Raw genomic sequence first — 6,485 nt, forward strand, 5'->3', positions numbered from 1 at the left:
CAAAAAAATATTTGAAGATGCTAAGCCATTCCACTCGCGAGGTAATTGCTGAACCGATTCATATATGCTAAAAGAGTACGCTGAATTCAAAGACTACTGATTTCAAAAAATAAAGGGATAAAGTTAAAGTATGTTGGATAAATAATAATCTTATTTAACTTTATATAAATTAAAAACGTATGATTTATACTCTAAACACTATTCGAGAAAAAATTCAAGCATTAAATGGCTGGGATTTTACAGATAATGCTCTTAGCAAGTCGTATGCATTTAAAAATTTCACAGAGGCTTTAGCTTTTATTGTTCAGGTAGGTTGTCATTCGGAAAAACAAAACCATCATGCCGAAATTTGGAATGTCTATAATAAAGTAACCCTCCGTTTGTCAACGCATGATGCGGGAGGGGTTACTGATAAAGATTTTAAGTTGGCAAAAGCAATTGATGAATTGGGTTAAACCCATCCACAAACAATAGCTCCCATAATGGTTAGGCTAACAATCCAATAGCCCGCATGAATAAAAATGTATTTCCATGATTTGCGTTCAAACAAACCGTTGATGGCAATTACTGGAAGTGCAAAGAATAACCCGGACATGAATCCGTGAAGTGCTCCGTGTTTAAAAGTTCGGAAAACGGTTCCATAGTCAGCCATAAATGCGTTGTAGGATGGCAATGCTTTGGTTGGATCACCACCCACCATTCCAATGGCTCCAAATTGATGAATAGTCAGCACTTGCATAATCATTGCAATCATGATTGAGAAAATAAAGGTCAAGCCAAATATTTTCAGCATGTTTCCTTTTTTCAATTGTTCTTCGGTAAGTCCTGATTCTTTCATCCAAGCATTTGCAAAAAGCATCGGACTGTACCAAACGGCACCTACCACTAATGTAGAAGCGGCAGCAACTAAGATAGCGTAAAAATTCATTTCCATAAGTTACTATATTTTGGTTAGTAGTCCAAAATTAACTTAAATATTTAAATTTTATATTAAAAGTAAGCTGATTATTAACGATTAAGTTAAAATGTTAGACTTCCTGCGATTTCTTTTAAGCTGATTTCGGTTTGTTTCGCCAGTAGTTCTGCATTGGTTAATCGAATGACTGCATTGGCATAATTTACTTGTGCAGTTCTGAATTCTACGGGTGAAATAGTTCCGATTTTAAATTTATCGAGTGTGATTTCTAAGTTTTGACGTGCAATTTTTTCATTCTTTTGTTCCATTTCCAACAAGGCTAAATTGGAAAGGTAGGATTGATAAATACTTGAAATTTGGGCAGTAACCGTTTGTTTTTGTCGGTCAATCAGCAGCTGTGTATTTTCCAGTTGAATTTTAGAAGTTCGTTCATTACGATTCTGATTAAATCCGTCAAAAATATTCATAGAAGCAGTAAAACCGTAATTAAAATTACGCCCGGTTGATTGCGTAACGAATCCAAAAGGTGTTTCTGAACGAATCAAATTATAACCTGTTGATAAACTTACACTGGGTAGTCTGGCAGCTTTTACCTGTTTGAGTTCATATTCTTGAATCTTTTTATTGATGTATTGCATTTGCAGTTCAGGGTTTTGCTCCTGAGCTAAAGTTAACAAATCGGTAAATTTCAAAGATGCATCAATCATTATAACATCTGAAACTGTAAAATTAGTTTCCGAAGGCCGCACTAATAATTGATTTAAAGCTATTTTTGAAATAGCATATTGTTCATTTAATCTAATTTTTGCTGATACGTCAGCATTGTAATCCACTTCTGCATTGAGCACTTCCAATTTTGAGGCTTTTCCAATGGTAAAACGGGTTTGAGCAGTTTTTAATCGAAATTCAGAAACTGTTATAATGCTGTCTAAACTTCTGATTAAGTGCTGTTGATTGACTAAGATATAGTAGGTATCATATACTTCACTTACTCTTGTAAGAACGTTGAATTTTAGTTCAGTTTCGCCTAATTTTTGAAGTTCTTTTAATTGGTTGTGTCTGGCAAACATTCTAAACCCATCGAAAATGGTCCATTCTAAACCAACACCAAAATTTAAATTCAAATTTTTGGCTCCGTCAATTTCAACTTCATTACCGTTTGCAAATGTTTGGTCAATATTTAAAACTGTATTATTGTTAGTGATGGTTCCGTTTACTCTTGGCAACATACCTGCATTGCCAATTGATACATTTTCTTGATCAATTTGCAAATCGTTTTTTGCAATACGTATATCAAAATTATTTTCTAACGTAATGGCAATTGCGTCTTCCAATGTTAACAGTGATTGTGCAAAAGTAAAAAAGGGAACGCTAATAAAAAGTAGCAGTATATATATAGAATTCTTCATAAGTTCAAATTAAACAGACTCACGGTCGTATTGATCGGCTTGGTCTAATTCTGTTCGGTGTTTCTTTTCGCGTGACCACATTAAATAAATGGCGGGAATCACATAAAGGGTCAAAATTAAAGAGAAAATCGTTCCGCCAACAATCACAATTCCCATTCCCATTCTGCTTTGCGATGCGGCACCTAATGACACAGCAATTGGCATGGCTCCCAATGCTAGAGTTAAACTAGTCATCAAAATGGGTCGCAATCGCGATTCAGATGCTTGCATGACTGCTTCGTATTTTGATTTTCCTTGTTCGCGAAGTTGATTGGCAAATTCTACGATTAGAATGCCGTTTTTAGTTACCAGTCCGATAAGCATTACTGTTCCAATCTGGCTAAAAATATTCCATGTTTGTCCAAATAACCACAGTGAAAATAAGGCTCCTGCAACCGCCATGGGTACCGTTAATATGATGATAAACGGGTCGATAAAACTTTCAAATTGTCCGGCAAGGATTAAGAAAATAAGCAATAATGCTAACCCGAAGGCAAACATTGTATTGGAATTACTTTCGGCAAAATCACGAGATTCACCTCCTAAATCTGTTGTGAATGATTCGTCTAACACTTTATCTTTAATACGTTCCATGGCTTCAATTCCGTCGCCAATACTTTTGCCGGGGGCCAAACTCGCCGAAACGGTTGCCGCCATGTAGCGGTTATTGTGAAACAATTGAGGCGGGCTGCTTTGTTCTTCGATTGTTACTAAATTGTCCAATTGTATTAATTGTCCGGCATTATTGCGAACAAAAATTGCCGCTAAATCCAGTGGTTGGTCACGGTCTTTTTTGTCAAATTGACCGATGACTTGGTATTGTTTTCCATTCATTAAGAAATATCCGAAACGCTGTCCGCTTAACGACAACTGAATACTTTGGGCGACATCAAGCACAGAAACGCCTAGGGATTGAGCTTTTTCACGATTGATAGTCACATAAATTTCGGGCTTGTTGAATTTTAAATTCACATCGGTTATAGAAAAAGTAGGATCTTTCGAAGCTTCTTCCATAAATTCAGGAATTTTTTTCTGCAACATTTCAAAGTTTTTGGCTTGGATGATGAATTGTACTGGTAAACCGCCGCGTCTGTTTACAGAAATTGTCGGTTGTTCGGAAACGGAGGTTTTGGTGTCAGTAAATCCCTTGGTTAATTTAGTTAATCTGTTGGCAATATCTTTTTGCGAGGCATCTCTATCTTCTGGATCTACCAAAGAAAGTCGGGCGAAACCTCTATTGAGTGAACCGGCACTAAAACCAGGAGAGGTAACAATCAAACTTATTTTTTTCTCTGGAACAGAATCGGTAATCAATTGTGACAAGTCTTGCATAAATCGATCCATATAATCATACGTTGCACCTTCCTGCCCGGTAACATTGACCAAAATCATGCTTCTATCGTCATAGGGAGCTGTTTCTTTTTGCAGAATATTGTAAAACAAAACAGATAAGCCCAAACAAATAATTAAGATAGGAAAACTAAGCCATTTTCTTTTCATGAATTTACCCAATGAATGGGCATATCCCTTATTTAAATTTTCATAAAAAGGTTCGGTCATTTCGTAGAATTTCGAACGTTTTTGTTTTCCGCCTTTCATCAAATAGGCATTCAACATGGGCGTTAAACTCAGGGATACAAAGGCTGAAATTAACACAGCCGCACCTATGACTATTCCGAACTCTCGAAATAATCTTCCCACAAATCCTTCTAAGAAAATAATTGGGAGAAATACTGCTGCAAGTGTAATGGAGATTGAAATTACCGCGAAGAAAATCTCATTAGAACCTTTAATTGCGGCTTCGATGGGCGACATGCCTTCTTCTACTTTTTTGAAAATATTTTCGGTAACAACAATACCATCATCTACTACCAAACCTGTCGCTAATACAATAGCCAAAAGGGTCAATACATTAATGGAGAATCCAAAAATGTACATGATGAAAAATGTTGCAATGAGCGAAACGGGAATGTCAATCAATGGACGAAAAGCGATTGCCCAATCTCTGAAGAACAGATAAATTACTAGGGTTACTAAAATCAATGAAATCAGTAAAGTTTCAGCTACTTCAATGATGGCTTTTTTGATGAAAATAGTCGTATCAATGGCAACATCTAGCTCAAAATCTTTTGGCAAATCTTTCTGGAGCAGTTCATATTGTTTGTAGAATTCTTCCGAAATGTCCAAATAATTTGTTCCCGGCTGCGGTGTTACTGCAAGACCAATCATGGTTTGCCCGGAATCGCTTAATCGGGTTTCTAAGTTTTCAGCTTCCAGGCTTGCCTTGGCTACATCGGACAAGCGAACTATTTTATCTCCCTCCGATTTTACAATGATGTTATTGAAATCTTCTTCTGTAGTTAAATTTCCGAGCGTTTTTACTGTTAATTCCGTGTTGTTTCCGGTTAGTTTTCCTGAAGGCAATTCAACATTTTGCATGTTTAATGCTGCAAGCACATCAGATGCGGTGCAACCATAAGCAGAAAGTTTTATGGGGTCTATCCACAACCGCATGGCGTACTTTCGTTCACCCCATATTCGAACACTACTTACTCCGGGTATGGTTTGCAAGCGTTGTAAAATGACATTTTCGGCATAATCGGTGAGTTCCAAAACATTTTTGTTTTCACTTTTCATGGTCATTGTCAGAATCGGGTCGGAGTTGGCATCAGCTTTTGAAACTACCGGAGGTGCTGTAATATCTTCCGGTAAACTTCTAACCGCTTGTGATACTTTATCGCGGACATCATTGGCGGCTTCTTCTAAATCTTTGCCAAGATTAAACTCGATAGAAATAACGCTTGTTCCTTGCGCACTTGTTGACGAAATATTTCGAATTCCGTCGATGGAATTAATGGCTTTTTCTAAAGGTTCTGTAATTTGTGATTCAATAATATCGGCATTGGCACCGGTATAATTGGTTTGAACATTTATTTGTGCAGGGTCAATTGAGGGGAACTCACGAACTCCCAAATAGGTATATCCTATGATTCCAAAAAGGACAATCATGAGGTTCATGACAATGGTTAAAACCGGTCGCTTGATGCTTAAAGTTGATAAAATCATGCGATTTAGTTTTTTGCTAGTGTAATTTTGAGAGGAGCTCCTTCTTTTAAAGCCATTATTCCGGAAATGATAACGGTATCACCGGGTTTTAATCCCGCAGTGACTAAAATATCTTTTTCAGTACGTGCTTCGGTTTCAATAATGACTTCCTTTGCCATTCCTTTGGAGGAAATAAATACCTTTTTGCCATTTTGAATAGGGATGATTGCTTCGGTAGGAACAAGTAGTGCATCGTTGATGTCATCCAGTGGCAATGTGATATTGGCGTAAGTTCCTGGAATTAATCTTCCTTGTTTATTATCGGCTAATGCTCTAATCTGCAAAGTCCTGGTCGATTGCTCAATAGCAGGTTCCATTGCATAGATTTTTCCTGTAAATTTTTCACTGGAACCGGATGTTGTAAAACTTAAATCGGTGTTCAGTTTCATCATGGTTGCATATTTTTCAGGAATGGAAAAAGTAATTTTTACTTGTGCATTATTTACCAATTTAGCTATTAATGTTGCCGGTGTTACATACGTTCCCGGTGAAATGGAACGCAATCCTATTCTTCCCGAAAAGGGAGCAATGATAGAAGTTTTAGCAATTTGGGCTTGTGTTAGTTGTGTTTGAGCTTTCGTAGACTGTAGTTCGGCATTGGCAATATCATATTCTTCCTGACTAATGGCTTCTTTTTGCAGCAGCAATTTAGCTCTTCTTTCATTTTCAGCGGCCAACGATTGTCGGGTTTTGGCTTGTGATAGCTGAGCTCGCAGTTCGATATCGTTGACTTTTATCAATTCTTGACCTTTTGAAACCTGTTGACCTTCTTTGAAAAAAATACCTTGCACAACGCCCGACACTTCACTGCGAAGTTCAATCTGTTCGTTAGCGTCAATAGTCCCCGATAATGTTAATTCATTAGAAAATTTCTGTGGAATTAAAACGAGACCTTTAACGTTGGTGGCCATTTTTGGGCCTGCACCTTTTGCAGTGTTTTTTTCGTTTTGAGATTTGTTGGCTGTAATTCTGTAAACTATTAACGCAATTAATCCCGCTGAAAGCAGTAGTAAGAT

5 protein-coding genes are annotated in these 6,485 nt (G+C 37.1%); 1 reads left to right on the forward strand and 4 read right to left on the reverse strand.

Annotation, left to right across the window (positions count from 1 at the left end):
- Positions 1-179 precede the first annotated feature (179 nt).
- Entirely contained in the window at positions 180-455 is a 276-nt protein-coding gene (locus ACIQ2S_RS09845) for a 4a-hydroxytetrahydrobiopterin dehydratase (RefSeq protein ID WP_396175472.1), read from the forward strand.
- Here ACIQ2S_RS09845 and ACIQ2S_RS09850 read toward each other — a convergent pair.
- From ACIQ2S_RS09850 to ACIQ2S_RS09865, 4 genes are all read right to left on the reverse strand, one after another.
- Entirely contained in the window at positions 452-934 is a 483-nt protein-coding gene (locus ACIQ2S_RS09850) for a DUF1761 domain-containing protein (protein ID WP_396175474.1), read from the reverse strand. The two genes, ACIQ2S_RS09845 and ACIQ2S_RS09850, sit on opposite strands and share 4 nt — an antisense overlap.
- A gap of 86 nt (positions 935-1,020) precedes the next feature.
- Positions 1,021-2,325: a TolC family protein gene (locus ACIQ2S_RS09855; protein ID WP_396175476.1), complete on the reverse strand. Its 1,305-nt coding sequence runs from the start codon at positions 2,323-2,325 to the stop codon at positions 1,021-1,023.
- A 9-nt stretch (positions 2,326-2,334) separates the two neighbouring features.
- Positions 2,335-5,430, reverse strand: a complete 3,096-nt coding sequence (locus ACIQ2S_RS09860) for an efflux RND transporter permease subunit (RefSeq protein ID WP_396175478.1) — start codon at positions 5,428-5,430, stop codon at positions 2,335-2,337.
- Positions 5,431-5,435: 5 nt separating this feature from the next.
- A partial coding sequence (locus tag ACIQ2S_RS09865) for an efflux RND transporter periplasmic adaptor subunit (protein WP_396175481.1) occupies positions 5,436-6,485 on the reverse strand: 1,050 nt, incomplete at its 5' end.

It is taken from the genome of Flavobacterium sp., assembly GCF_044371705.1.
Taxonomy (GTDB): domain Bacteria; phylum Bacteroidota; class Bacteroidia; order Flavobacteriales; family Flavobacteriaceae; genus Flavobacterium.